The following is a 23,858-nucleotide window of genomic DNA, read 5'->3' on the forward strand; positions in this document are numbered from 1 at the left end:
AACGGTTAGGCTGTGTTAAATCTATTTAATTGGTAGGCAATTCGCGTTATTCTCCCTTTCCCGCAGGGGCTATCCTGCGCAATGAGGGAACGAGCCGTGAGCGCCGCGAACGACGACTGCGTCTCCAGCACGCCGGAATCGGCGATCCCCGCCGCCCTTGGCCGCAATCTAAGACGGTTGCGCACGCGCCAGGGGCTGTCCTTGGAGCGGTTGGCCCGGCTGTCCGGCGTCAGCCGGGCGATGCTGGGACAAATCGAACTGGGACGGAGCGCCCCCACCATCACCGTACTGTGGAAGATCGCCCGCGCCCTGGACGTGACGCTGACGGCGCTGACTCGGCTGGACGGACGGGGCGATGTGCTTCTGATGCGGGAGGATCAGGCGCGCAGCTTCGTCTCGCCCGACGGGCTGGTGCTGTCGCGGTCCCTCGCGCCGCCGGGGGAGGGGCGGGGAACCGACTTCCTTGAAATCCGCCTGCGGCCGGGGGGATGCGAAACCGGCGGCGGCGTCTCCTCCGGCTCCAGCATCAACTTGGTGGTGGCGGAGGGGGCCGTGGAACTGTGCGTCGGCAAGGGATTGCACCGCCTCGCGGCCGGCGACGCCGTCCTGTTCGAGGCGGAACGGACCTACCGGTGTCGCAACGCCGACGATGTGGACGCCCGGCTGTTTCTGGTCCTTACGCACGGAGAAGGCTGAAGGCAGCGGTCCGGACCGTGCGTCCCTTGTCGATATTTCACATAGATATCAAGCCATAACTGACAGGTTTGCCAAGAATCTTCTGGAAATGCATATGCGGGTGTGAATAAACTCAATTAGCCTAGTATGAAAATAGATAATCAAGGCACGGAAATCCCATGGCACTACCGAGTTTGCCCTCGGACGCCGCTGCACCCGATGCAGAACGGCTCCTGGGGCTGTACGCCACGATGCAGCGGATTCGCGTTTTCGAGACGCTGGCCGACGAGGCCCACAAGGCCGGGCAGGTGGCGGGCTACATCCATCTGTCCATCGGGCAGGAGGCCATCGCCGCCGCCGTCGGGGCGAATCTGCGCGCCGACGACGTGCTGACCAGCACGCACCGCGGCCACGGCCACACCATCGCTAAGGGTGCCGACCCGCTGGCCATGTTCCGCGAGCTGTGCGGGCGCGCCGGGGGCACCTGCGGCGGCAAGGGCGGGTCGATGCACATCGCCGACTTTTCGGTCGGTATGCTGGGCGCCAATGGCGTCGTGGCCGCCGGCTTGCCCATTGCGGTCGGCGCCGCCCACGCCATCGCGCTGAAGGGCGAGGACCGGATCGCCGTCTGCTTCTTCGGCGACGGCGCCACCAATCGCGGCCCCTTCCTGGAGGCGTTGAACTGGGCCGCCGCCTTCCGGCTGCCGGTGCTGTTCGTCTGCGAGGACAATGGCTATGGCGCCACCACCCGCACCGGCAGCGTGTCGGCGGGCGGTGGTCCCGGCGTTCGGGCGGAAAGCCTGGGCATCCCGGTCACCGTGGTGGACGGTAACGACCTGGCGGCGGTGGACGCGGCGGCGGCGGCCCTCGTCCGCGCCGTGCGCGATGGCGGCGGGCCGCAATTCCTGCACGCCCGCACCTACCGTTTCCGCGGCCACACCTCCAGCGACCCGGCCACCTACCGCGACGCGGCGGAGGTGCGGGCGCAGCTCGCCGGCAACGACCCGCTCCAGCGCGCCGCCGCCACGCTGGCCGAACTCGGCGTGACTCCGGACGCGCTGGAGCGTGTCGAGCGCCACGAGCGCGAGACGCTGGCCGCCGCCCTCGCCACGGCTCTGGACAGTCCTTGGCCGGACCTCCGCACCGCCTTCACCGACGTACAGGACATCGGAGCGCCGCAATGAGCCGCCTGACCTACCGCGAGGCGGCGCGCCTCGCCCTTGCCCACGAGCTGGCCGCCGATCCCGCCGTCTGGACGCTCGGCGAGGACATCGGCCGGGGCGGCGTGTTCGGCCAATATCAAGGACTCCAGGCCGAATTCGGGCCGAACCGCGTCGTTGACACGCCGATCTCCGAGGCCGCCATCATGGGCGGTGCGGTCGGTGCTGCCCTGCTCGGCACCCGTCCGGTGGTGGAGATGCGCTTCTCCGACTTCGCGCTCTGCGCGGTGGACGAACTGGTCAACCAAGCGGCCAAGGCGCGCTACATGTTCGGCGGGCAGGCCCGCGTGCCGCTGGTGGTGCGCCAGCCGGTCGGGCTGTGGAGCAACTCCGCCGCCCAGCATTCACAGTCGCTGGAATCCTGGTACGTCCACATCCCCGGCCTTGTCGTTCTGGCCCCGGCGACCCCTGCCGACAATTACGGGCTGCTGCGCGCCGCCATCCGATCCGACGACCCGGTGGTCTATCTGGAGCACAAGGACCTGTGGCCCGCGGAGGGCGAAGTGCCGCTGGACGGCGATTGGGAGGTGCCGATCGGCGTCGCCCGCCGCGTGCGCGAGGGCCGCGACGTGACGGTCGTCACCTGGTCCGGCGGCGTCCGCATCGCCGAGGCCGCCGCCGCCCTGGCCAAGACGCAGGGCGTGTCGCTCGACGTCCTGGACCTGCGCAGCCTGTGGCCATGGGACCGCGGCGCTGTGCTGGACTCCGTCGCCCGCACCGGGCGTCTGCTGGTGGTGCACGAGGCGGTCGAAGTGGCCGGCTTCGGCGCGGAGATCGCCGCGACGGTGGCCGACGCGCTGTTCGGCGCGCTGAAGGCGCCGGTGCGCCGGCTGGGCGCCCCGCGCATCCCCGTCCCCTATTCGCCGGCGCTGGAGCCGGCGAGCCGCATCACCGCCCCGGCGGTCGCCGCCGCGGCGGCCGGTCTGGTCTCCTGGCGCTCCTGACCCCATTCCCCTCTTCGGAGTTCCTGTTCATGCTGACGAGAACGCGCCCCCTGCTGGCCGCCGCGCTGACCCTGTTCGGTGCGCTGGCCGTCCTCTCGGCGCCCGCTGAAGCCGCCGAGTACAAGAGCGAATACAAGCTGTCGGTGGTCGGCAGCCGCCCCATCCCCATCGCGGAGGGGGCCTACCGCTGGGCCGAGCTGGTCACCGAGAAGACCAGGGGCCGCATCACCGTGAAGGTTTATCCCGGCTCCAGCCTCGTCGGTGGCGACAACACGCGGGAGTTCACCGGGCTGCGCCAGGGCTCCATCGACCTGCTGGTGAACTCCACCATCAACCTGTCGCCGACGGTGAAGGAGGCCAACCTCTTCTCGCTGCCCTTCCTGTTCCCGGACAGCAAGGCGTTCGACGCGGTCGCCCAGGGCGAGCCGGGCAAGGCCCTGTTCGGCATCCTCGAATCCAAGCAGGTCGTGCCGCTGGCCGTGGGTGAGAATGGGTTCCGCGCCCTGTCCAACTCGAAAAAGCCGGTGCGCACGCCGGACGACCTGAAGGGGCTGAAGGTCCGCGTCGTGGGCTCGCCCATCTTCAACGACATCTTCACCGCGCTGGGCGCCAACCCGACCCAGATGACCTTCGCCGATCTGCAACCCGCCCTGTCCACCGGCGCCGTGGACGGGCAGGAGAATCCGGTCAGCCTGTTCCTCGCCGCCAAGCTCTACGGCCTGAACCAGAAGCATCTGACGCTGTGGAACTACATCGCCGACGCCGGGCTGTTCATCGCCAACAAGGAGGTGTGGGAGAGCTGGACGCCGGAGGACCGGGCGCTCGTCCGCGAGGCGGCGGTGCAGGCCGCCGCCGAATTCACCGCCCTGTCGCGCCAGGGGCTGACCGCCGAGGACCGCTCCGCCCTGACCGCCCTGGCGTCCCACGGGGTGCAGGTGGTGACGACGGAGCAGACCGACGTGGAAGCCTTCCGCAAGGCGACCCGCCCGGTCTACGAGAAATGGACGCAGACGGTTGGCGCCGACCTTGTGCGCAAGGCCGAGGAGGCCGTGGCGAAGAGCCGCTGAGAACCGCCATGGCCGAACCCACGCCCCCCTCTGCTCCCGCTCCCGACAAGCCCCGCGTTCCCCTGGCGATCGAGGAGGCGCTGGCCGCCGCCGCCATCGCGGTGATGGGGCTGATCACCTTCGCCAACGTGGTGACGCGCTACACCACCAACGTCTCCCTGGCCTTCACGGAGGAATATGCCATCGTCCTGATGGTGGCGATGACCCTGCTGGGCGCCTCGGTGGCGGTGGCGCGCGACCATCACATCCGCATCGGCTTCCTGATCGACCGGTTCGGGCCGCGCGGGCGGTTGCGGGCGGAGCTGCTGGCGCTGGGCGTCACGGCGCTGGTGTTCGGGGCGCTGGTCGTGCTGGGCACGCTGATGACCATCGACGAGTACCGGTTCGAGATCTCCTCGCCCGGTCTCGGCGTGCCGCAATGGCTCTACACGCTGTGGCTTCCGCTGCTGTCGGCGGTGGTCACGCTGCGGGCGCTCGGGCGGGCGGTGCGGGTGGTGCGGCGGCCGGACATCCTGCAGGCGGGGGCCGGCGAGCCATGATCCCACTGCTGCTGTTCGCCGGCTTCTTCCTTCTGCTGTTCCTCGGCGTGCCCATCGGGGCAGGGCTGGCGCTCGCCGGGGCAGTGGCCATCGCGCTGGAGGGATCGGGCTTCCTGTCGCTCTCCACGACGGTCTACACCGGGGTGGCGAAGTACCCGCTGCTCGCCATTCCGATGTTCGTCCTGACCGGGCTGATCTTCGAACGGTCGGGGGTGGCGGCGCGGCTGGTCGCCTTCGCGCTGGCGGTGGTCGGCAAGCGGCAGGGGGCGCTGCCGGCGGTCGCCATCGTCGTCGCGATGTTCATGGGCGGCATCTCCGGGTCCGGTCCGGCGACCTCCGCCGCGGTCGGTGCGGTGATGACCGCGGCCATGCTGAAGGAGGGCTATCCCCGCGCCTTCACCGCCAGCGTCATCGGCGCCGCGGCGGCGACCGACATCCTGATCCCGCCCTCCATCGCCTTCATCGTCTACAGCATCCTGGTGCCGCAGGCGTCGGTCCCGGCCCTGTTCGCCGCCGGGATCGTACCGGGCATCCTGGCCGGTCTGGCGCTGATCGTTCCGGCGGTCTGGCTGTCGCGCCGCCACGGCTTCGGCGAGGTCGCGCGGGACGGCGAGACGCGCCCGCCCCTGTGGCCCGCTTTCCGCGAGGCGGTGTGGGGGCTGATGGCGCCGGTGGTCATCCTCGGCGGGCTGCGCGGCGGGCTGTTCACCCCGACCGAGGCGGCGGTGGTCGCCGCGGCCTACGGCCTGTTCGTCGGATTCTTCGTCTACCGCACCCTGACCCTGCGCGACCTCTACGGGCTGCTGGTGGAGGCGGCGGAGGTGTCGGGGGTGATCCTGACGGTGGTGGCGCTGGCCGGCGTCTTCGCCTGGGCGACCGCGACGCTCGGCATCATTGACCCGGTGGCGCGGGGCATTCTGGCGCTGGGGATCGGCGAGTACGGCGTGCTGGCGCTGCTGATCGCGGTGCTGGTGGTGATCGGGATGTTCCTGGACGGGGTGTCCACCTTCCTGATCCTGCTGCCGATCCTGGTGCCCATCGCCAACCACTTCCAGTGGGACCTGGTGTGGTTCGGCGTGATCCTGACCATGAAGCTGGCCATCGGCCAGTTCACCCCGCCGATGGCCGTCAATCTGATGGTCACCTGCAAGATCGCCGGAACCACGATGGAGGCGACGGTGCGCTGGGTCGGCTGGCTGATCGTCGCGATGTTCGTGGCGCTCGCGCTGGTCGCCGCTCTGCCGCAGCTCGCCCTGTGGATTCCCCACACGCTGGGTTACGAGTGAGTCGCGCATCATGAGCGAAGCAAAGGCCGGGCGTCTGGCCGGTAAAGTCGCCCTGGTGTTCGGTGCCGGTTCTTCCGCCCCCGGCTGGGGCAATGGCAAGGCGACGGCGGTCGCCTACGCCCGCGAGGGCGCCCGCGTGGTCGCCGTGGACAAGGTCACCGAAGCCGCGGAGGAAACCGCCGCCCTGATCGCGGCGGAGGGCTTCGCGGCGCTGGCCGTCACCGCCGACGTGACGAGAGGGCCGGAGGTCGCGGCGGCGGTCGAGCGCACGCTCGCCGCCCACGGCCGCATCGACATCCTGCACAACAACGTCGGCATCACCGAGCCCGGCGGGCCGGTGGAAACCAGCGAGGAGAGCTGGCGCCGGGTGCTCGACACCGACCTGACCGGCGTTTTCCTGACTTGCAAGCAGGTGCTGCCGGTGATGGTGGCGCAGCGGTCGGGGGCGATCGTCAACATCTCCTCCATCGCCGCGATCCGCTGGGCCTACCCCTACATCGGCTACGCGGCGGCGAAGGCTGGGGTCAACCAGTTCACCGTCGCGGTGGCCCGACAGCACGCCCGCGACGGAATCCGCGCCAACGCCGTCATGCCCGGCCTGATCGACACGCCGATGGCTCGCAGCCAGATCGCCGCCCATTACAAGGACGCCGGGGAGATGCGCCGGGCGCGCGACGCGCTGTGTCCGCTGGGCTTCCAGGGCACGGCCTGGGACATCGCCGCGGCGTCGGTCTTCCTGGCCTCGGACGAGGCGCGCTACATCACCGGCGTGTGCCTGCCGGTGGACGGCGGGCTCAGCCTCGGCATCGGCTGAGCCCGCTTCCACACTTACCAGCCGGGAACGGCGGCGCCGTTGAACCTGGTCTGGATGAACTCCTTCACCACCGGCGACTGGTAGGCGGCGACGAATTTCTTCACCCAGGGCTGGTCGGCGTCCTTCCTGCGCACGACGATCTCGCAGGTGTACTGCGACTGCGGGCTCTCCAGGATCAGCGAATCCTTGACCGGGTTCAGCTTCGCCTCTAGCGCGTAGTTGGTGTTGACGGCCGACGCGTCCACGTCGTCCAGCGAATGGACGAGCTGCGGCGATTCCAGCTCCACGATCTTCAGCTTCTTCGGGTTCTCGACGATGTCGAGCGGGGTGGCCTTGATGCCGGCCCCCGGCTTCAGCTTGATCAGCCCGGCGCTCTCCAGCAGCAGGAGCGAGCGGGCGCCGTTGCTGGGGTCGTTGGGGATGGAGATGGACGCACCCGCCGGCAGGTCGGCCACCGTCTTGTGGCGCTTGGAATAGACGGCGATGGGGAACAGCGTGGTCTTGCCGACCGGCACGATGTCGTAGCCGCGGGCGTCGATCTGCGCCTTCAGGAAGGGCAGATGCTGGTAGGAGTTGGCTTCCAGGTCGCCGGCGGCCAGCGCGGCGTTCGGCTGGATGTATTCGGTGAACTCGACGATCTGGATGTCCAACCCGTCCTTGGCGGCGTTGGCCTTGACGACCTCCAGAATCTGGGCGTGCGGGCCGGAGGTGGCACCGACCTTGATGGTCTGGGCCTGTGCCGGGGCGGCCAGGGCAAGCAAGAGACCGGTCGTGGCGAGAATGAGGCGCTTCATGATGGATGCGGTCTTTCCGATGGGACGAACGGGGATCAGGCAGCAGTGCCGGCAGTGAAGAGGATGCGTTCCATCTCGCGGATCACCGGCTTTTCGATCAGCTTGCCGTCCACGACGACGAGGCCGGTCGTGCTCTCCTGGAAGGCGGCGATGATGCGGCGGGCGTGGGCCACCTCCTCCTCCGTGGGTGTGAAGGCGGCATGGATGGCCGGCAGGTGGCCGGGATGGATCAGCGCTTTGCCGGTGAAGCCCAGCGCTGCGGCGCGGCGGGCTTCCGTTTCCAGCCCGGCGGCGTCCTCCAGGTCGAGGAAAGGCACGTCCAGCACGGCGACGCCGGCCCGCGCCGCCGCGTGCACGATGCGCGAGCGGGCGTAGAGCAATGCGTCCCAGGTCGGGCGGACACGCAATTCCGCCGACAGGTCGACGGCGCCGATGAACAGGGCGACGATGGAGGGATCGGCCTCGGCGATCTCGGCCACCCGTTCCAGCCCCTCCGCCGTCTCGATGATGACGTAGAGGGCGACCGGCTCGGGACGCGAGCGCAGCAGGTCGGCGACGATCCGCACCTCGTCGGCGGAGCGCACCTTGGGCAGGACCAGCGCGTCGGGCAGAGTCTCCAGCTTCAGGATGGCGTCGACGTCGGCGATCCCTTCCGGGGAGCGGATGCTGTTGATGCGCAGGGCCTTTTCCGCCCGCGCGGCGCGCTGCTCGTGATAGGTGGGAAGGGAGAGGGCGCGCGCTTCGTCCTTGCGGTCGGGAGCGACCGCGTCTTCCAGGTCGATGCACACCACGTCCGCGCCCGTCTCCAGCGCCTTGGCGAAGCGGTCGGGGCGGAGGCCGGGCACGAACAGGAAGCTGCGGCGGCGGACGGATCGAAGGTCGGTCATGTCGGTGTTTCCGTGTCTCGGAACGAGGATGAATCGACCGGCGGGCTCCACAGCGCGTGGGCGTATTCCTCGCCGGTCAGGTCGGGGGTGTCGAAGGAGCGCAGGCGCTCCAGATGCACCGCGCGGTCGGCGAGCCACAGGTCGCGCCCGATGGCGGAAACGAGGCGGGGAACGCCGTGCTTCAGGCTGGCGATCTCCCCGACCGCTCGCCCGTGGCTGACGACGCCGCCGTAAGTGAAATTGTGGATGTCCTTCAGGAAGGGCGCGGTGCCGGGGACCTTCCCGACGAATTCGAAGCCCGGCCCCAGATAGGGGTTGGCGGCCAACGCCGCGTCCTCCTCGCCGGGCGGCGGGCTGTAGCGGTCGCGCCAGAGGGCGATGGCGTCCGCAAAGCCGGCCAGTTCCGGACGGCGGGCGAGGTCAGCGCGGTAGCCGGTGCCGGCGATCACACAGTCGAAGCGGTGGCGCCCGTCGGCGGCCTCCACCTCGACGGCCCTCCCGGCGTCGCGCGCCGCGGTCCAGCCGGCGGCCAGATGCAGGTGGAAGTTGGGAAAGCGCGTGGCGCGGCGCACCGTGTCCGGCATCGGGCCGGGCGCGTTCGCGAAGAAGCGCCGCATCAGGCTCCAGCGGTCGGCGTCCGGCAGCTCGTGGAAATGGTCGAGCGCCCCGGCGTAGGACAGGCCCTTGACCGTGGTGACCCGCGTCAGGTCGGCGTTGCGGCAGAACAGGTGGACGGCGGCGGCGCCCCGCTCCAGAGCGGTGGCGGCGGTGTCGAAGGCGGAGGAGGCCGCCCCGAGAACGCCGATCACCTTTCCGCCAAGCGCCGCGAAGTCGATGGGATCATCGGTGTGGGCGTAGAGGCTCCGCGGCAGGCTGTCCGCGATGACCGGCGGGACGAAGGGGCCGCCGCTGCCGTCCATCCCGGTCGCCAGCACCAGCTTGCGCGCTGTCTCGGTCCGGGCCTCGCCGTCCCGCTCCAAATACAAACGGAAGCCGCGCGGCGCCGTCGCGTCCAGCGGCTCGATGCGGGTCAGGCGGGTGCGGTTGCGCACGGCAATCCCGGTCGCACGCCGATACCAGCGCACATAATCCGCCCACACCGTGCGCGGGATGCGCCCGACGGCGGCGTAGGCGTCCGCCCCGAACGCCGCCTCGTACCAGGATCGGAAGGTCAGGCCCGGCAGGCCGAGTTCCGGGCCGGGCAGGGTCTTGACCGACCGCAGGGTCTGCATGCGGGCGGTGGTTTCCCACACGCCCTCGCGGCCCTCCTCCGCGGCGTCGATGACGGTGATGTTGGCGATGCCCGCGCGGCGCAGCGCGAAGGCGACGGCCAGCCCGCTCTGCCCGGCGCCGACGACAGCCACGTCGTGGTCGATGCCGGGGCTGGGCGGCACCCAGTTGCCGCCGTCGTCGCCCAGCCGATCCAGAGCGCGCGTCACATCCGCGGCCAGCGCGTCCACGGCGGCGATCTCGATGGTCATGACTGTTCTCCAGCAGGAGCCGTGACCGGGACCGGCTCGATCCACATGCGCACCTTCACCGCACCGAAGCCGCCGACCGCCGGGCCGGGGTCGGTGCAGTGGGCGCCCGGCAGGGACAGGGACACCGCACCCTCCCGACCAAAACGGTCGAAGGCGATGCCGACACGCTGCGCCAGCATTCCCATCAGGAAGACGCAGACCGGCCCGGTCGTCTGGGCCGGGTCCAGATGGGCGCCCTGCATGACGTAGCGCTGGCCGACGCGGACCCCGGCCATGCAGCGTTCGGCCTCCACGACCTCCGCCACCACCTGATAGCGGGCGCAGCCCTCGAAGAAGCCTTTGGAGCTTTCCAGCATCGCGGCGACCTCGGGGCGCTCGGCCTCCGGCGTGTCGGCGATGAAGGCGTCGGGCACCGCGCGCCCGAAGAAGTCGGCGGCTGTCTTGCGGTCCATGATCGGATGCCTCCTCCGTCGCCTCAGCGGCCCGCCGGGTCGCGCCAGACCTCGCCGAACAGGCGCAGCCAGTTGCCGCCCAGCAGCTTGGCGATGCGCGGCTCCGGCCAGCGGCGGCGCTCCATGGCGGCGGTCAGGTTGGGGAAGCCGTCCAGCCGCTCGAAGCCCGGCGGGTTGCGCACCTCTCCCACCTCCAGCAGGCGGCGCCCGGTGCCTTTGTCGAGCGTGAAGTAGCGGATGCCGTCGGCGTCCACGTCCTGGGTGAAGTCGGTGCCGATGGCGACGTGGTCCTCGCCGCACAGATTTACGGTGTGCTCGATGGCGTCCAGATAGTCGTCGATGGTGCTGTCGTTGCCGCGCGGCATGAAGGGCGGGAACATGGTCACGCCGACCACGCCGCCGCGCTCCGCGATGAAGCGCAGCTCCGCGTCGGTCTTATTGCGCGGGTGGTCCTTCAGCGCCCTGGGTGCGCAGTGGGTGTAGGCGACCGGCTGGCGGGAGGCGAGGATCGCCTCCTCCGCGGTGCGCGACCCGACGTGGCTGAGGTCGATCAGGATGCCGACGCGGTTCAGCTCCGCCACCAGATCGCGCCCGAAGTCGGTCAGCCCGCCGTCGCGGCTCTCCAGGCAACCCGATCCCACCGAATTGGCCGTGTGGTAGGTGAGCTGCACGACCCTCAAGCCCAGCTCGTGGAACAGCGCCACATAGGGCAGGTGGTCGCCGAAGCCGGTGGAGTTCTGCCAGCCCAGGATCACCCCGACCCGGCCCGTGTCCTTGGCGCGGGCGATGTCCTCCACCTTATGCACCGGGGCCAGCAGGTCGGCGTGCTCGCGCAGCCGGACCTTCCATTGGGCGACGGCGTGCAGCGACGGCTCCAGCCCTTCCCAGACGGAGCAGGTGCAATTGGCGGCGGCGATGCCGCCCTGCCGCATGCTCTCGAACACCGAACGGCTCCAGCGGGAAACGATCAGGCCGTCGATGACGGTCAGGGACTCGTGCAGGCTCATCGGGGGAAGCTCTCGTTGTTCGAAGGGTGGTCGAGGGCCGCGTCGGCCAGCCAGGACCACAGGTATCCGGCCCAGGGCCGTTCGACGTGGAGGTGGAAGACCGGGCCATCCCCGCCGTCCTCCACCCGTTGCAGAAGGACGCCGATGCGCCCGAGCCGGGTGCGCGTCGCCCGGCCCGCCGGGAAGGCGGACGGATGCAGGTCGAGCGCGGTGCCGCCGGCCAGCACGTCGCGGGAGCGCGGGCCGGACAATTCGAGATCCGGCAGGCCGTCGCCCACCTCCGCCGCGGCCAGCCCGGCGCGCAGCAGGATAGGGGCAAGGCTGCCCGGCCCGGTGCCCAGCACCAGCCATTCGTCAGGACCGAGCCACAGGATGTCCGCGACGGGGGAGTGCGCGGGGACACCCGGCTGTTCCGGCGGGACGACGCCCAGCACGCCAGCGGCGGCGGCGCTCCACGCGGACGTGATGCGCCCGCGCAGCAGGGTCTTGGGACGGTGGCCAGGATCGCACAGGCGGACGACACCGGGGCGCTCGAAGAGGCCTCGCGGCGCCACCTCCGCGAAGGCGCTGCGCGGCGTTGGACGCTCGGCTTTCGTCAGGTCGTCAGGCATGGAGGCGGTGTCCTTCCGGATCGTAGAACCGCGGCTCGGTCACGGTGGCGCGGACGAATTCCCCGTCGCCGTTCACCGTCACCGTCCGGCCGATCCGTTCCCGCCCATCGCGCAGCAGCGCCAGCGCGATGGAGCGGCCGAGCGCGGGGCTGGCGTAGGAGGAGGTGACGGTCCCCAGCTTCGGCACCGGCGGGCGCCGGTCGGTGGTCTCCACGATGCAGGCGCCTTCCGGCAGCACCGCCGCCGGGTCCTCCGTCAGCAGCCCGACGAGTTGGAGCCGGCCCGGCCCGGCGAGATGGCTGCGCCGCATCCCGCGCTTGCCCACGAAGTCCGGCTTGCCGTCGGCGACCAGGGCGGACAGGCCGAGGTCGTGCGGGGTCTGCGACCCGTCCGTGTCCTGGCCCAGGATGACGTAGCCCTTCTCGGCGCGCAGGATGTGCACGGCCTCCAGCCCGAAGGGCGCGATGCCGAAGCCCCGCCCGGCCTCCAGCAGCGCGTCCCACAGGGCGGGGCCATGGCCGGCGGGCACGTTGACCTCGTAGGACAGCTCTCCGGTGAAGCTGACGCGGAAGACCCGCGCCGGCAGGCCGGCGACCCGCCCCTCGCGCACCGTCATGTGGGGAAAGGCGGCGGCGGACAGGTCGATGTCCGTGCCTGCGCCTCCCAAAACGGCGCGGGCGTTGGGTCCGGCGACGGTGACGCTGGCCCATTGGGCGGTGATGGGGATCACCGCCACGTCGAGATCCGGCCAGTCGCACTGGAGCCATTCCTCCAGCCAGTCGTGGACGGTGCGGGCGCCGCCGCTGGTCGTGCTGACCAGATAGTGGTTCTCCCCCAGCCGCGCCGTCACCCCGTCGTCGAGGATCGTCCCGTCGTCGCGCAGCATCAGGCCGTAGCGCGCCGCTCCCACCGGCAGCGGGCGCCAGCGGTTGGCGTAGACGCGCTCCAGCAGTTCCACAGCGTCCGGCCCGTGCAGCTCGATCTTGCCCAGCGTGGAGCTGTCGAACAGCCCGGCCGCCCGGCGGACGGTCAGCGCCTCGCGGGCGATGGCGGCGGTGCGCTCCTCGCCGGGGCGGGGGAACAGGGCGGGGCGGCGCCAGGACCCGGCGTTCTGGAACTCCGCTCCGGCGGCGGCGTGCCGGGAATCGATGGGGGCGACGGCCACCGGCTCGTACAGCGCGCCCACGTCCCGCCCGGCCAGCGCGCCGAAGGGCACCGGCACGTAGGGCGGGCGGTAGGTGGTGGTGCCGACCGCGTCGATGGGTTCGCCGCGCTCCTCGGCCAGGATGCCCAGGGCGAGCAGGTTGCCGGTGCGACCCTGGTCCGGCCCCATGCCGGCGGTGGTGTAGCGCTTCAGATGCTCGACCGAGCGGTAGCCCTCGCGGACGGCCAGCTCCACGTCCTCCACCGTCACGTCATTGTGCAGATCGACGAAGCGCCGCGCGCGCCGCGATTTGGCCGGGATGCGCCACAGGGCGCGCGGCGCCAGGGGCGGCGTCGGGCTGGCCGACAGGGCGGGCGACGGGGCGCCCGGCGCGTGTCCGGCGCGCTCCGCGGCGTCCCGCCCGGCTTCCGTCCCCTCGGCCAGGGCGGCGGCGAGATCGAAGGTGCCGTTGGCCGCCCCGGCGACCCGCCACGGCCCCTCGGACGGGATGGGACGCAGGGCGGCGGTCTCCGCGTCGTAGCGCAGCCGTCCGCCGACATGGGCGTGCAGGTGGACGGTGGGCGACCAGCCGCCGGATTGGGCCAGCAGATCGCAGGCGACATCCCGCTCCGTGCCGGGCAGCAGGGCGCCGCCATCGTCGGTCAGGCGGGCCAGGGTCACGCCGCGCACCGTGCCGCGTCCCCGCACGGCGGCGACCGCGTGGCCGGTCAGCAGGGGAATGCCGCGCTCGCGCACCGCCTCCGCCCAGGGGCCGGAGACCTCGGCTCTCAGGTCGGCCACCGCCGCCACGGCGACGCCGGCCTCGTCCAGTTCCAGAGCGGTGCGGTGGGCGCTGTCGTTGTTGGTGAAGACCACCGCCCGCCGTCCCGGCGCCACGGCGTAGCGGTTCAGGTAGGTGCGCACGGCGCCGGCCAGCATCACCCCCGGGCGGTCGTTGTCCGCGAAGGCCAGCGGCCGTTCCAGCGCGCCGGTCGCCAGAACGATCCGCTTGGCACGGACCTTCCACAGCCGGGCGCGCGGACCCTCGGCGTCGGGTGCCGTGCGCTCCAGCACGCTGAGGAATCCGTGATCGTGCTGCCCCAGCGCCGTGGCGCGGGTCAGCACCAGGACATCGGGCAGGGCGGCGAGCCGCGCCCGCACCGCCTCCACCCACTCCAGGGCCGGTCGCCCGTCGATCTCCTCCCGCCCGCCGAGCAGGCTGCCGCCCAGCCGGAGGTCGGAGTCCACCAGCAGCACGCGCGCCCCCGCCTCCGCGGCGGCCAGCGCGGCGGCCAGACCGGCGGGGCCGCCGCCGACCACCGCCACGTCTGCGTGGTGCCAGCGCTTGGCGTAGCGGCTGGGGTCCGGCTCCTCCGGCGCGTGGGCGACGCCGGCCAGACGGCGGATGACCCGCTCGTAGAGCGGCCACAGCGCGGCCGGCGCCTTGAAGGTCTTGTAATAGAACCCGGCGGGCAGCAGCGGTGCCGCGAAATCCAGCAGCCCACCGATGTCGAAACGCACCGACGGCCAGCCGCCGAGCCCGCGCGACACCAGGCCGGGCCGCAGCTCCACCGCCGTGGCGGCGGCCAGCGGCTCGACCAGGGCGCCGGCCCCGGTTTCCACGAAGCCGTTGGGTTCCTCCACGCCGCTGCCCAGGATGCCGCGCGGGCGGTGCAGTTTGAAGCTGCGCCCGACCACACGCACGCCGTTGGCCAGCAGGGCGGCGGCGAGGCTGTCGCCCGCGAACCCTTCGTAAGAGCGCCCGTCGTGGACGAAGCGCACCCGCTGCCCGCGGTCGATCAGGCCGCCGCGCGGCAGGCGGTGGGGCTGGCCGCTCATGGCGCGGGCTCCGGACGGGGTGCGCCCATCGGATAGACGGCGGTGATCTCGTGGGTCACCGTGTTGCGCAGCAGGTTGAACCAGCGCCGGCAGCCGTACAAATGATGCCAGCGCTCCGCCTGCACGCCGCGCGGGTTGGTGCGGACGTAGAGGTATTCCGCGAAAGCTTCATCGTTGGGCGCCTCGGCAAAGGACGGGCGGGCGACGTGGGATTCGCCGCCGCAGCGGAATTCGCGCTCCTCGCGCGGGCCGCAGTGGGGGCAGGGGATCAGCAGCATGGGTGACTCTCCCGGGCGTCAGTGCGAGACGCCGGCGGCGGCGGCTTCGTCGATCAGCCGTCCGGTGGCGAAGCGGTCCAGGCCGAAGGGGACGGCCAGCGGGTGCGGCTCCCCCCGCGCGATGGTGGCGGCGAACACGTCGCCGGAGCCGGGGGTGGCCTTGAAGCCGCCGGTGCCCCAGCCGCAGTTGATGAAGAGCCCCTCCACCGGCAGCGGGCCGATGATCGGGCTGAGGTCCGGCGACACGTCCACCGTGCCGCCCCAGCCGCGCAGCACCCCGACACGGCTGAAGGTGGGGAACAGTTGCAGCAGGTTGGCGACGCAGTCCTCAAGGATCGGCAGGCTGCCGCGCTGGCTGTAGGAGCTGTAATTGTCGCGCGCCGCCCCGAAGACCAGCTCGCCCTTGTCGGACTGGCTGACGTAGCAGGACACCTGATTGGACACGATCACGGTGTCGAGCACCGGCTTCAGCGGCTCCGACACGAAGGCCTGGAGCGTGTAGCTGCGGATCGGCAGGCGCAGCCCGGCCATCGCCGCCAGCACGCCGGAATGGCCGGCGACGGCGATTCCCACCTTGCCGGCGCGGATCGGGCCGCGCGTCGTCTCCACCCCGGTCACGCGCCCGTTCTCGATGCGCAGGCCGGTCACCGCGCAGTTCTGCACGATGTCCACGCCGCGCCGGTCGGCGGCGCGGGCGAAGCCCCAGGCCACCGCGTCGTGCCGGGCAATGCCGCCGCGCCGCTGGATGGATGCGCCGAACACCGGGAAGCGCGCCGTGGGCGACAGGTCCAGCGCCGGGGCCAGCCGGTGCAGCGCCGCCCGGTCCAGCATCTCCGAATCGATTCCGTTCAACCGCATGACGCGGTCGCGCTGGCGTAGCGCCGTCAGTTCATGAGCGCTGTGGGCGAGGCTGACCACCCCGCGCTGGCTGAACATGACGTTGAAATCCAGCTCCGCCGTCAGCCCCTCCCACAGCTTCAGGGAGTGCTCGTAGAGGAAGGCGCTGTCGTCCAGCAGATAGTTGGAGCGGACGATGGTGGTGTTGCGCGCGGTGTTGCCGCCGCCGATCCACCCCTTCTCCAGCACCGCCACGTTGGTCACCCCATAGCGGGAGGCGAGGTAATGGGCGGTCGCCAGCCCATGCCCGCCGCCGCCCACGATCACCACGTCGTAGGCCGGTTTCGGGGCCGCGTCGCGCCAGGCCGGCGCCCAGCGGCGGTGCCCGGTCAGCGCGTTCCGGGCCAGCGAGAGGAGGGAGTAGCGGGTCATTTCCTATTTTCATACCGGAGTAATAGATAATAGGTAGACGACCTGCATTCGAATGTGTAGAAAAATCTGCATGGCCGGTGCGCGGTATCGTTTCCGTTCCACACGGAGACCCGTCACGCCAGAGAAGAATTCACATCGATAAGGGGGCAGCGTGGCTCTGGTCGCGCAGCAGATCGTCAACGGCATCGTCGTGGGCAGCACCTACGCGCTGTTCGCGCTGGGCTTCACGCTGATCTTCGGCGTGCTGCACGTGCTGAACCTCGCCCACGGGGCGGTGTTCATGTGGGGGGCCTTCACCGGCCTGTTCGCGGTCACCGCACTCGGCCTGCCACTGCCGGCGGCCTTCGCCGTCGCCATGCTGGCCGCGGGGCTGCTCAGCGTGCTGGTGGACGCGGTGGCCTTCCGGCCGCTCCGCCGCCGCGGCTCCCCGGAATTCGCGGCGATCATCTCCAGCCTCGGGGTGGCGCAAATCCTGATGAGCGCGGCGCAGATCGCCTCGAACACCCAGGTGCAGCGCTTCCCCTTCGGCACCTTCCCGATCGTCTTCTATCAGGTGTTCGGGCTGCGGGTGTCGCTGCAGCAGATCGTCATCGTCGGCAGCGTCGCCGTGCTGGTGGCGGCGCTGCTGGCCTTCCTGTTCGCGACCAGTTTCGGCCGACAAATCCGCGCCGTCGCCATCTCCGAACGGACGGCCAGCCTGCTCGGCGTCAACCCCGGTGCCGTGCACGCGCTGACCTTCTTCCTGTGCGGCGCGCTGGCCGGGGCGGCGGGAGTGATCATCGGGATCGCCTTCAACTCCGTCCATTTCCTGATGGGCGAGCCCTATCTGCTGCGCGGCTTCGTGGTGATCGTGCTGGGCGGCCTGGGCAGCGTGGCGGGGGCGGTCGTCGGCGGGCTGCTGTTCGGGATGATCCAGACGCTGAGCGTCGCCTTCCTGTCCTCCGCCCTCAGCGACGCGATCCTGTTCGGGCTTCTCTTCGTCATCCTGCTGCTGCGGCCCAGCGGCTTCTTCGGAACCCTGCGCCGGGAGATCCGGGTGGTGCGGCAATGATCGATCTTCTTCTCGCCCAGCGGCCGTTGGCGGAGCTGATCCTGGTGAACGCCATCCTGGCCTACAGCCAGTACATCGCGCTGCGCGCCGGGGTCTTCTCGCTGGCGACGGCGGGGCTGGCCTCCCTCGGCGCCTACACCGCCGCCGTGCTGACGGTGCGCTGGGGCGTGCCGATGCCGCTGGGGCTGGCCGCCGCCGCGCTGGCCGGGGCCGCCGCGGGCGGGCTGCTCGCCCTGCCGCTGGCCCGGCTGCGCGGGGTGTTCCAGGCCATCGCGACGCTCGCCTTCGTGCAGATCGTCCTGTCGCTGGCCCTCTACGCGGAGCCGCTGACCGGCGGGGCGATGGGCATGAACGGCCTGCCGCGCACCGTCCAGGGCTGGCACCTGCTGGGCGTCTTCGCGCTGGTCCTCTACCTCGTCTTCGCCCTGTCGCGCGGCGGGGTCGGGAGGGCCTTCGACACCATCCGCCAGGAGGAGACGGTGGCCGTCTCGCTCGGCATCCGGGTCGTCCGGTATCACCGGCTGGCCTTCGCGCTCAGCGGCGCCATCGCCGGGCTGGGCGGCGGGGTGATGGCCCACCGCAACTACAGCCTCGTGCCGGAGGATTTCGGCTTCCCCCTGCTCGTGTCGGTGCTGACCTTCGTGGTGCTGGGCGGGCGCGCGGCGGTGCTGGGGCCGCTGGCCGGGGCGGCCGTGCTGACCGCACTGCCGGAGCTGGCGCGCCCGCTGGCCGACTACCGCCTCGCCGTCAACGGTCTGCTGATGGTGCTGTTCATCGTTTATCTGCCGCATGGGGTGGTGGACACGGTCATCCTCCAGGCGCGCCGCCTGCGTCTTGCCGCAAGGCGGCGCGCGGCGGAGGCGCAGGCATGACCTCCCAAAGTCAAGAGGGGCTGGTTCTCGACGGGGTGACCCGCGCCTTCGGCGGCGTGGTGGCGGTGGACAACCTCTCGCTGACCGTCGCGCCGGGCCGCATCACCGGTCTGATCGGTCCCAACGGGGCGGGCAAGAGCACGGTGGTCAACCTCATCACCGGCCTCTTGCGCCTGACCGCCGGGCGCATCCGCCTGGGCGGTCGCGACATCACCGAGGCCGAGGCATCGGAGGTGGCCCGCGCCGGCATCGCCCGCACCTTTCAGACCGTCCGCCTGCTGAAGGAGGCGAGCGTCCTGGACAACGTGGTCGCCGGCTTCCACCGGCACGAGCGCGCGGGTCTCGCCGCCGGGCTGCTCGGCCTGCCTTCGGCGCTCGCCGAGGGACGGGAGTTGCGCCGCCGCGCCGCGGCCATCCTGGACCGCTTCGGCATGGCCGGCTTCGCCGACCTTCCGGCGGGCAGCCTCTCCTACGGCCACCAGCGCCGCGTCGAGATGATGCGGGCGCTGGCCACGGAGCCGCGCCTCCTCCTGCTGGACGAGCCGGTGGCCGGCATGAACGACGTGGAGGCCGACGCGCTGGGCCGCATCTTCGCGGAACTGGCGGGCAGCGGGCTCGGTGTCCTGCTGATCGAGCACAACATGCGCTTCGTCCTGTCGCTCTGCGCCGAGATCCACGTCATCGACAGCGGGCGGCTGATCGCCAGCGGCACCCCGGCGGCGGTGCGCCGCGACCCGGCGGTGATCGCCGCCTATCTGGGGACGTGACCGGCCATGCTGGAGATTCAGGACCTCGTCACCGCCTATGACGGCATCCGCGCCCTGCGCGGGGTCACCCTGACGGTGCCCGCGGGCGCCATGGTGGCGCTGATCGGCCCGAACGGTGCCGGCAAGAGCACGCTCCTCAACAGCGTCAGCGGCGTGGTGACACCGGCGTCCGGACGCATCCGCTTCGACGGGGCGGAGATCGCCGGGCTGCCCGCCCACCGGGTGGCGCGGCGCGGCCTGCTCCAGGTGCCGGAGGGGCGCCAGATCCTCGGCCCGCTGTCGGTGGAGGAGAATCTTCGGCTCGGGCGGCTGGCCGCCGGGACGCGGGGGACCGCGGACATCGACGAGGTCTACGCCCTTTTCCCGATCCTGGCGGAGCGGCGCCGGCAGGAGGGCGGGTCGCTGTCCGGCGGGCAGCAGCAGATGCTCGCGATCGGGCGGGCGCTGATGGGCCGTCCGCGCCTGCTGATGCTGGACGAGCCGAGCCTCGGCCTGTCGCCGCTGATGGCCGCGCAGGTCTTCGCGGCGCTGGAGACGCTGCGCCGGTCCGGCCTGACCATTCTGCTGGTGGAGCAGAACGCGCGCCGCGCGCTCGACGCCACCGGCCACGCCTATGTGCTGGAGCAGGGGCGCATCGTCCACCAGGGGCCGAGCGGAGCGCTCGCCCGCGACCCCGCGGTGGTCCGCCACTACCTGCCCGGCGACGATCTTCCCGATGTTTAAAAGGATTCCCCGCATGAAGACCCTGTTCGGCGCCGCCACCCTGTCGCTGGCCCTCGCCGCCGTTCTCCAGCCCGCCCAGGCGCAGGAGGTGGTGATCGGCGTTCCCGTCGCCTCGACCGGCATCTTCTCCTTCGCCGCCGTTCCCGGCCGCAACGGCATCGAGACCGCGCTGGAGGAGTTGAACGCCTCGGGCGAGCTGGGCAACGTGACGCTGAAGCTGCTGATCGAGGACACGGCCAGCGACAAGAACCAGGCGACCACGCTGGTCTCGCGCTTCGCCCAGTACGACAAGGCGGCGGTGATCCTCGGCCCGACCTCCAGCGTCGAGGCCTTCGCCGCCCTGCCGGTGGCGCAGGAGCAGGGCGTGCCGGTCGTCTCCACCGCGTCCGCCGACGTGACGCGGGTCGGCGACTGGATCTTCAAGTCGAACGCCACACCGGCCACCATCATGCAGGCGCTGGGCGAGCAGGCCGCCGCCCGTCTGGCGCCCAAGACCGTCGCCTACGTCTTCAACCGCGACAACGACGCCTACATCGCCCAGAAGAACGGGGTGAAGGACCTGTTCGAGGCCAAGGGCATCAAGACCGTGGCGGAGGAAACCATCGTCGGCAGCGACACCGACTTCACGGCGCTGGCCACCAAGCTGGCCGCCCTGGACATCGACACGCTGCTGATCTCCACCACCGCCGAGACCAGCGCCAACATCATCATCCAGGCCAAGCAGGCCGGTCTGTCCGACAAGGTGCGCATCCTCGGCACGCCCAGCATGGCGTCGCAGCAGTTCCTCAAGGTCGGCGGTTCGGCGGTGGAGGGCACCATCTTCGTCGCCGACTATTTCCTGGAGAGCGCGAGCCCGCTGAACAAGACCTTCGTCGAGGCCTACCAGCGCAAGTTCAAGATCGCCCCGGACGTCTTCGCCGCCATCGGCTACAACCAGCTCAAGGTCGCCGCCGCCGCCATCAAGGCCGCCGGCCCGGCCTACGACCGCGCCGCCATCCGCGCCGCGCTGCTGACGGTGAAGGACCTGCCGACCGTGCTGGGCGGTGGCAAGCTGACCATCAACGACAACCGCACCCCCACCTACGGCGGCTTCGTGCTGACCGTGAAGGGCGGCGCCTTCACCCTGCTCTGAGCCGGACGCCGGAGCTTCATCATGGATCGGGCCGCATCGTCTGCCGCCTCCCCTTCCTCCCGGCGCCACGGCGTCCGGGAGGGGGAAAGCTTCACCATCCTCTTCGAAGACCGGTTCGGGGAGCGCGCGATTCCGGCCTGGGTGGGGGAGAGCGTCGCCGCCGCGCTGCTTGCCGCCGGGGAGCGGGCGTGGCGCACCGCGGAGGACGGTTCCCCGCGCGGCCTGTTCTGCGGCATCGGCGTGTGCTGGGAATGCCGCTGCATCATCGACGGACGGCCCAACACCCGCGCCTGCCAGACGGAGGCGCGGCCCGGCCTGTCCGTCCGCTGGCAGGTCGGGCCGGGTCTGCTGCCCGACGGCAGCGTTCCGCGCCCCGTTTCGGGCAGCGTTTCGGATGGAGAGGCGTCATGAGCCGCGCGCGGGTGGTGGTGGTCGGCGCCGGACCGGCGGGCATGATGGCGGCGGCGCAGGCCGCCCGGCTGGGCTGTGCGGTCACGCTGGTGGACGAGGCGTCCCGCCCCGGCGGGCAGATACACCGCCAGCCGCCGCCGTCCCTGGCGGGCGGCGCCGTCTCCGTCGCGGCCCGGCCGGAGGCGGAGCGCAAGAGGCGCCTGTTCGACCGCTTCGCCCGCCACGCCGGGACCATCGACCATCGTCCGGGAACCTCGGTGACCGCCGTCTACGGCCTGGACCGAATTCTCATCGCCGACGAGACGAGCAGCCAGCTGATCCGCGCCGACGCGCTGGTGGTGGCGACCGGCCTGCACGAGCGTGTGGTGCCGGTCCCCGGCTGGACCTTGCCGGGCGTGGTGACGGCGGGGGCGCTCCAGGCCCTGCTGAAGGGCGGGCGGGTGCGCGCCGGGGACCGGATCGCCTTTGCCGGGGCCGGGCCGCTGCCGCTGGTCGCGGCGGCGCAGATGGTCGAGGCCGGGGCGACGGTGCCGGTGGTGGCCCTTCTGCGCCCGCTGTGGCCGGGGCTGCTGCGCGATCCGGCGGCGCTGTGGGCCGGGCGTGGCGTGCTGTCGGAGGGATGGCGCTGGCTGTCCATCCTGCGCCGCGCCGGGGTGCCGGTGCTGACCCGCCATGTCGCGCTGTCGGTCAGCGGGGACGGAGCCGCCGAACGGCTGGTGATCGCCCGCCACGACGGCCGTGGGCGGCCCGTCCCGGGAACCGAGCAGCGCTTCGCCGCCGACACCGTCGCCTTCAACCACGGCTTCACCGCAAACAGCGATCTGGCGCGCATGGCCGGGGCGGAAACCCGGTTCGATCCCGGGCGCGGCGGCTGGCTGCCGGTGCGCGACGGGGACGGGGCGACCTCCGTGCCCGGCCTGTTCGTCGCCGGGGATGCGGGCGGTCTTGCCGGCGGTCTTGCGGCGGCCTGCGACGGCGCCGTGGTCGGGGCGGCGGCGGCGGGATGGGCGCTGCACCGGGATGCCGGGCGCTTCGCCGCGCAGGCCGCGGCGGACCGCGCCGGGCGGGCGCGCCACTGGACCTTCCAGGCGGCGCTGGCCGCCTCCTGGGAGTTGCCGCCGGACATCCACGCGCTGGTGACGCCGGCCACGGTGGTCTGCCGCTGCGAGGGCGTCACCCGTGCCCGGATCGACCGTGCCATCGCCGACGGGCATGACGGCCTGAACGGGCTGAAGCGCAACACGCGGGCCGGCATGGGTTCCTGCGGCGGGCGGTCCTGCCTGCGCACCCTGGCGGCGCTCGCCGGACCGCGAGGCGAGGGGGAGGCGGTCAACGCGCGCCCCGGCATCCGCCCCGTCACGCTTGCCGCGCTGGCCAACCGGGTTTTGGACGAAAGCGTGGGATCATGAGCACTCTTTGCATGACCGCGGACATCGCGGTGATCGGCGGCGGTGCCTATGGCCTGTCGGCGGCGCTGTGGCTGCGCCGCCTGCGTCCGGATCTATCGGTCCTGCTGCTCGACCGGTCGGACTTCGCGGGCAACGAGACGGGGCGCTGCGGCGCCGGGTTCCGTGCGCAGTGGGGGGCGGCGGGCAACATCCGGCTCTGCCAGGAAAGCCTGCCGTCCTACGAAAATTTCGCCGAGGAGTTCGGTTATCCCGAGGGCATCGAGTTCAAGCAGGACGGCTACCTGATCCTGGCCCATGGCGAGGAGCAGCTCGACCAGCTCCGCCGCAACATCGCGCTCCAGGCCCGGTTCGGCGTGGACAGCGCGCTGCTGACCGCGGAGGAGGTGGCACGGCTGGCGCCCGGCCTCAATCCGGCGGGGGTGGTCGGCGGTTCCTTCTGCGCCCGCGACGGCTCCCTGTCGCCGTTCCGGGTGCTGGACGGCTTCCACCGCGCTGCCCTCCGGTCCGGGGTGGTCATCCGCCACGGCGTGACAATCGAATCCATCGAGCCGCGGAACGGCGCCTTCCGCCTGCGCGCGGGTGGGGAGTCGATCGAGGCCGGGCGGGTCGTCGTCGCCACCGACACGCGGATTCCGCAGCTTCTCGGGCCGCTCGGCATCGACATTCCGGTGCAGCCCTATCCCAACCAGGCCTTCGTCACCGAACCGCTGCCGCCGCGGCTCGGCCCCTGCGTGGTGTCCTTCGCGCACGAGATGTTCCTGAACCAGACGGTGCGGGGCAGCGTGGTGGTGGTGGCGTCGGACCGACGCCGGGCGCTCGGCGCCGATGCCCGGCCCACCGCGGATTTGTTCCCGCGCGCCGCCGCCCACGCCATCGACCTGCTGCCGGCGTTGGGAACGGCGCGGCTGCTGCGCTCCTGGGCCGGACTCTACTCCATCACGCCCGATATGCTGGCGGTGCTCGGCGAAACGGCATTGCCCGGCCTGTTCGTCGCGCTGTCGGGGGCCAAGGGCTTCATGACCGCTCCCGCGGCGGGGCGCCTGCTTGCCCACCTCGTCGACGGGCAGGCCGTTCCGGACTGGTTCGCCCGCCTGTCCCCGGCCCGCTTCGCCAGTGGCGAGGAACTGGAGAAGGAGCCGGCGATCGTATGAGGCGCCGCCGCGGAAGCCCTTGGCCTTCACCTCCG

Annotated in this window: 24 protein-coding genes; 15 read left to right on the forward strand and 9 right to left on the reverse strand. The window is 71.5% G+C overall.

Going from position 1 to position 23,858, the window contains the following annotated elements; genetic code table 11:
- Positions 1-96 precede the first annotated feature (96 nt).
- From Sp245p_RS28905 to Sp245p_RS28935, 7 genes are all read left to right on the forward strand, one after another.
- Positions 97-696, forward strand: a complete 600-nt coding sequence (locus Sp245p_RS28905; RefSeq protein ID WP_014242418.1) for a helix-turn-helix domain-containing protein — start codon at positions 97-99, stop codon at positions 694-696.
- A gap of 158 nt (positions 697-854) precedes the next feature.
- The gene (locus Sp245p_RS28910) at positions 855-1,859 is read left to right on the forward strand and encodes a thiamine pyrophosphate-dependent dehydrogenase E1 component subunit alpha (RefSeq protein WP_014242419.1); all 1,005 of its coding nucleotides are present in this window, start codon (positions 855-857) and stop codon (positions 1,857-1,859) included.
- Positions 1,856-2,839 carry an alpha-ketoacid dehydrogenase subunit beta gene (locus Sp245p_RS28915; RefSeq protein WP_109139135.1) on the forward strand — a complete coding sequence of 328 codons (984 nt, stop codon included), beginning with the start codon at positions 1,856-1,858 and terminating at the stop codon, positions 2,837-2,839. Before Sp245p_RS28910 ends, Sp245p_RS28915 begins: the two co-directional genes overlap by 4 nt.
- 29 nt (positions 2,840-2,868) lie before the next feature.
- Positions 2,869-3,906 carry a DctP family TRAP transporter solute-binding subunit gene (locus tag Sp245p_RS28920; RefSeq protein ID WP_014242422.1) on the forward strand — a complete coding sequence of 346 codons (1,038 nt, stop codon included), beginning with the start codon at positions 2,869-2,871 and terminating at the stop codon, positions 3,904-3,906.
- Between the two features lie 8 nt (positions 3,907-3,914).
- Positions 3,915-4,445: a TRAP transporter small permease gene (locus tag Sp245p_RS28925; RefSeq protein ID WP_014242423.1), complete on the forward strand. Its 531-nt coding sequence runs from the start codon at positions 3,915-3,917 to the stop codon at positions 4,443-4,445.
- A complete protein-coding gene (locus tag Sp245p_RS28930; RefSeq protein ID WP_014242424.1) occupies positions 4,442-5,731 on the forward strand; it encodes a TRAP transporter large permease in 1,290 nt (429 codons plus the stop codon). The genes Sp245p_RS28925 and Sp245p_RS28930 overlap by 4 nt, the downstream gene beginning before the upstream one ends.
- Before the next feature lie 10 nt (positions 5,732-5,741).
- On the forward strand, positions 5,742-6,545 hold the full coding sequence (locus Sp245p_RS28935) for an SDR family NAD(P)-dependent oxidoreductase (RefSeq protein WP_014242425.1): 804 nt from the start codon (positions 5,742-5,744) through the stop codon (positions 6,543-6,545).
- Positions 6,546-6,559: 14 nt separating this feature from the next.
- Here the strand turns inward: Sp245p_RS28935 and Sp245p_RS28940 are convergent, their stop codons facing one another.
- Genes Sp245p_RS28940 through Sp245p_RS28980 form a run of 9 tightly spaced genes read right to left on the reverse strand, consistent with a single transcriptional unit; the run spans position 6,560 to position 16,307 of the window.
- A complete protein-coding gene (locus tag Sp245p_RS28940) occupies positions 6,560-7,339 on the reverse strand; it encodes a MetQ/NlpA family ABC transporter substrate-binding protein (RefSeq protein ID WP_014242426.1) in 780 nt (259 codons plus the stop codon).
- A 35-nt stretch (positions 7,340-7,374) separates the two neighbouring features.
- Positions 7,375-8,226 carry an HpcH/HpaI aldolase/citrate lyase family protein gene (locus Sp245p_RS28945; RefSeq protein WP_014242427.1) on the reverse strand — a complete coding sequence of 284 codons (852 nt, stop codon included), beginning with the start codon at positions 8,224-8,226 and terminating at the stop codon, positions 7,375-7,377.
- A complete protein-coding gene (locus Sp245p_RS28950) occupies positions 8,223-9,707 on the reverse strand; it encodes an FAD/NAD(P)-binding protein (protein ID WP_014242428.1) in 1,485 nt (494 codons plus the stop codon). The genes Sp245p_RS28945 and Sp245p_RS28950 overlap by 4 nt, the downstream gene beginning before the upstream one ends.
- Complete coding sequence (locus tag Sp245p_RS28955) at positions 9,704-10,159, reverse strand: hypothetical protein (RefSeq protein WP_014242429.1); 456 nt, start codon at positions 10,157-10,159, stop codon at positions 9,704-9,706. Before Sp245p_RS28955 ends, Sp245p_RS28950 begins: the two co-directional genes overlap by 4 nt.
- Positions 10,160-10,182: 23 nt before the next feature.
- Positions 10,183-11,166, reverse strand: a complete 984-nt coding sequence (locus Sp245p_RS28960) for a dipeptidase (protein WP_014242430.1) — start codon at positions 11,164-11,166, stop codon at positions 10,183-10,185.
- A complete protein-coding gene (locus Sp245p_RS28965; protein WP_014242431.1) occupies positions 11,163-11,777 on the reverse strand; it encodes a sarcosine oxidase subunit gamma in 615 nt (204 codons plus the stop codon). Before Sp245p_RS28965 ends, Sp245p_RS28960 begins: the two co-directional genes overlap by 4 nt.
- Entirely contained in the window at positions 11,770-14,760 is a 2,991-nt protein-coding gene (locus tag Sp245p_RS28970) for a sarcosine oxidase subunit alpha family protein (protein WP_109139136.1), read from the reverse strand. Before Sp245p_RS28970 ends, Sp245p_RS28965 begins: the two co-directional genes overlap by 8 nt.
- Complete coding sequence (locus tag Sp245p_RS28975; protein WP_014242432.1) at positions 14,757-15,038, reverse strand: sarcosine oxidase subunit delta; 282 nt, start codon at positions 15,036-15,038, stop codon at positions 14,757-14,759. The genes Sp245p_RS28970 and Sp245p_RS28975 overlap by 4 nt, the downstream gene beginning before the upstream one ends.
- 18 nt (positions 15,039-15,056) lie before the next feature.
- On the reverse strand, positions 15,057-16,307 hold the full coding sequence (locus Sp245p_RS28980) for a sarcosine oxidase subunit beta family protein (RefSeq protein WP_014242433.1): 1,251 nt from the start codon (positions 16,305-16,307) through the stop codon (positions 15,057-15,059).
- Between the two features lie 151 nt (positions 16,308-16,458).
- Between Sp245p_RS28980 and Sp245p_RS28985 the strand changes: the two genes are divergently transcribed.
- From Sp245p_RS28985 to Sp245p_RS29020, 8 genes are read left to right on the forward strand one after another with little or no spacing between them, the layout of a single operon-like run.
- Entirely contained in the window at positions 16,459-17,358 is a 900-nt protein-coding gene (locus Sp245p_RS28985) for a branched-chain amino acid ABC transporter permease (protein WP_014242434.1), read from the forward strand.
- Positions 17,355-18,230 carry a branched-chain amino acid ABC transporter permease gene (locus Sp245p_RS28990; protein ID WP_014242435.1) on the forward strand — a complete coding sequence of 292 codons (876 nt, stop codon included), beginning with the start codon at positions 17,355-17,357 and terminating at the stop codon, positions 18,228-18,230. Before Sp245p_RS28985 ends, Sp245p_RS28990 begins: the two co-directional genes overlap by 4 nt.
- Entirely contained in the window at positions 18,227-18,997 is a 771-nt protein-coding gene (locus tag Sp245p_RS28995; RefSeq protein ID WP_014242436.1) for an ABC transporter ATP-binding protein, read from the forward strand. Before Sp245p_RS28990 ends, Sp245p_RS28995 begins: the two co-directional genes overlap by 4 nt.
- A 6-nt stretch (positions 18,998-19,003) precedes the next feature.
- Positions 19,004-19,720 (forward strand): ABC transporter ATP-binding protein, encoded by a 717-nt coding sequence (locus tag Sp245p_RS29000; RefSeq protein WP_014242437.1) that lies wholly within the window; start codon positions 19,004-19,006, stop codon positions 19,718-19,720.
- 13 nt (positions 19,721-19,733) lie between these two features.
- Entirely contained in the window at positions 19,734-20,852 is a 1,119-nt protein-coding gene (locus Sp245p_RS29005) for an ABC transporter substrate-binding protein (protein ID WP_014242438.1), read from the forward strand.
- A 21-nt stretch (positions 20,853-20,873) separates the two neighbouring features.
- On the forward strand, positions 20,874-21,263 hold the full coding sequence (locus Sp245p_RS29010) for a (2Fe-2S)-binding protein (RefSeq protein ID WP_014242439.1): 390 nt from the start codon (positions 20,874-20,876) through the stop codon (positions 21,261-21,263).
- Positions 21,260-22,672 carry an FAD/NAD(P)-dependent oxidoreductase gene (locus tag Sp245p_RS29015; RefSeq protein ID WP_165360014.1) on the forward strand — a complete coding sequence of 471 codons (1,413 nt, stop codon included), beginning with the start codon at positions 21,260-21,262 and terminating at the stop codon, positions 22,670-22,672. Before Sp245p_RS29010 ends, Sp245p_RS29015 begins: the two co-directional genes overlap by 4 nt.
- Positions 22,669-23,823 carry an NAD(P)/FAD-dependent oxidoreductase gene (locus Sp245p_RS29020; RefSeq protein ID WP_014242442.1) on the forward strand — a complete coding sequence of 385 codons (1,155 nt, stop codon included), beginning with the start codon at positions 22,669-22,671 and terminating at the stop codon, positions 23,821-23,823. Before Sp245p_RS29015 ends, Sp245p_RS29020 begins: the two co-directional genes overlap by 4 nt.
- Positions 23,824-23,858: the final 35 nt, after the last annotated feature.

It is taken from the genome of Azospirillum baldaniorum (genome assembly GCF_003119195.2).
Taxonomy (GTDB): Bacteria; Pseudomonadota; Alphaproteobacteria; order Azospirillales; family Azospirillaceae; genus Azospirillum; species Azospirillum baldaniorum.

Bases quoted from the DNA above. Each gene is read 5' to 3' on its own strand.
- Sp245p_RS28995 (WP_014242436.1), top strand. From the start codon at position 18,227: ATGACCTCCCAAAGTCAAGAGGGGCTGGTTCTCGACGGGGTGACCCGC.
- Sp245p_RS28940 (WP_014242426.1), bottom strand. From the start codon at position 7,339: ATGAAGCGCCTCATTCTCGCCACGACCGGTCTCTTGCTTGCCCTGGCC.
- Sp245p_RS28935 (WP_014242425.1), top strand. From the start codon at position 5,742: ATGAGCGAAGCAAAGGCCGGGCGTCTGGCCGGTAAAGTCGCCCTGGTG.
- Sp245p_RS29000 (WP_014242437.1), top strand. From the start codon at position 19,004: ATGCTGGAGATTCAGGACCTCGTCACCGCCTATGACGGCATCCGCGCC.
- Sp245p_RS28970 (WP_109139136.1), bottom strand. From the start codon at position 14,760: ATGAGCGGCCAGCCCCACCGCCTGCCGCGCGGCGGCCTGATCGACCGC.
- Sp245p_RS28965 (WP_014242431.1), bottom strand. From the start codon at position 11,777: ATGCCTGACGACCTGACGAAAGCCGAGCGTCCAACGCCGCGCAGCGCC.
- Sp245p_RS28975 (WP_014242432.1), bottom strand. From the start codon at position 15,038: ATGCTGCTGATCCCCTGCCCCCACTGCGGCCCGCGCGAGGAGCGCGAA.
- Sp245p_RS28910 (WP_014242419.1), top strand. From the start codon at position 855: ATGGCACTACCGAGTTTGCCCTCGGACGCCGCTGCACCCGATGCAGAA.
- Sp245p_RS28955 (WP_014242429.1), bottom strand. From the start codon at position 10,159: ATGGACCGCAAGACAGCCGCCGACTTCTTCGGGCGCGCGGTGCCCGAC.
- Sp245p_RS28930 (WP_014242424.1), top strand. From the start codon at position 4,442: ATGATCCCACTGCTGCTGTTCGCCGGCTTCTTCCTTCTGCTGTTCCTC.
- Sp245p_RS28915 (WP_109139135.1), top strand. From the start codon at position 1,856: ATGAGCCGCCTGACCTACCGCGAGGCGGCGCGCCTCGCCCTTGCCCAC.
- Sp245p_RS28980 (WP_014242433.1), bottom strand. From the start codon at position 16,307: ATGACCCGCTACTCCCTCCTCTCGCTGGCCCGGAACGCGCTGACCGGG.
- Sp245p_RS28950 (WP_014242428.1), bottom strand. From the start codon at position 9,707: ATGACCATCGAGATCGCCGCCGTGGACGCGCTGGCCGCGGATGTGACG.
- Sp245p_RS28990 (WP_014242435.1), top strand. From the start codon at position 17,355: ATGATCGATCTTCTTCTCGCCCAGCGGCCGTTGGCGGAGCTGATCCTG.
- Sp245p_RS28925 (WP_014242423.1), top strand. From the start codon at position 3,915: ATGGCCGAACCCACGCCCCCCTCTGCTCCCGCTCCCGACAAGCCCCGC.
- Sp245p_RS28920 (WP_014242422.1), top strand. From the start codon at position 2,869: ATGCTGACGAGAACGCGCCCCCTGCTGGCCGCCGCGCTGACCCTGTTC.
- Sp245p_RS28960 (WP_014242430.1), bottom strand. From the start codon at position 11,166: ATGAGCCTGCACGAGTCCCTGACCGTCATCGACGGCCTGATCGTTTCC.
- Sp245p_RS29020 (WP_014242442.1), top strand. From the start codon at position 22,669: ATGAGCACTCTTTGCATGACCGCGGACATCGCGGTGATCGGCGGCGGT.
- Sp245p_RS29005 (WP_014242438.1), top strand. From the start codon at position 19,734: ATGAAGACCCTGTTCGGCGCCGCCACCCTGTCGCTGGCCCTCGCCGCC.
- Sp245p_RS29015 (WP_165360014.1), top strand. From the start codon at position 21,260: ATGAGCCGCGCGCGGGTGGTGGTGGTCGGCGCCGGACCGGCGGGCATG.
- Sp245p_RS28945 (WP_014242427.1), bottom strand. From the start codon at position 8,226: ATGACCGACCTTCGATCCGTCCGCCGCCGCAGCTTCCTGTTCGTGCCC.
- Sp245p_RS29010 (WP_014242439.1), top strand. From the start codon at position 20,874: ATGGATCGGGCCGCATCGTCTGCCGCCTCCCCTTCCTCCCGGCGCCAC.